Annotated in this window: 1 protein-coding gene; it reads left to right on the top strand. The window is 72.8% G+C overall.

Features of this window, described 5'->3' with window-relative positions:
• On the top strand, positions 1-290 hold a 290-nt coding region (locus tag IH54_RS41170), incomplete at both ends, for an acyltransferase domain-containing protein (protein WP_043183768.1).

The following is a 290-nucleotide window of genomic DNA, read 5'->3' as shown; positions in this document are numbered from 1 at the left end:
GCCCTCGCCCCCTACGTCGACTGGTCACTCACCGACGTCCTGCGCGGCACCTGCGACACCGACCCCGAACGCGTCGACGTCATCCAACCCACCCTGTGGGCCATGATGGTGGCCCTCGCCGCCGAATGGCAGGCACACGGCATCACCCCCACCGCCGTCATCGGCCACTCCCAAGGCGAGATCGCCGCCGCCACCGTCGCCGGAGCCCTCACCCTCCAAGACGCCGCCCGCGTCGTCGCCCTCCGCTCCCAAGCACTCCGCGCCCTCGCCGGCCAAGGCGCCATGGCCTC

Source organism: Streptomyces sp. NRRL F-5123, from assembly GCF_000721495.1.
Taxonomy (GTDB): Bacteria; Actinomycetota; Actinomycetes; order Streptomycetales; family Streptomycetaceae; genus Actinacidiphila.
Note: the sequence above shows the minus strand (reverse complement) of the source record. Positions and strands in the feature narration are given on the sequence as shown.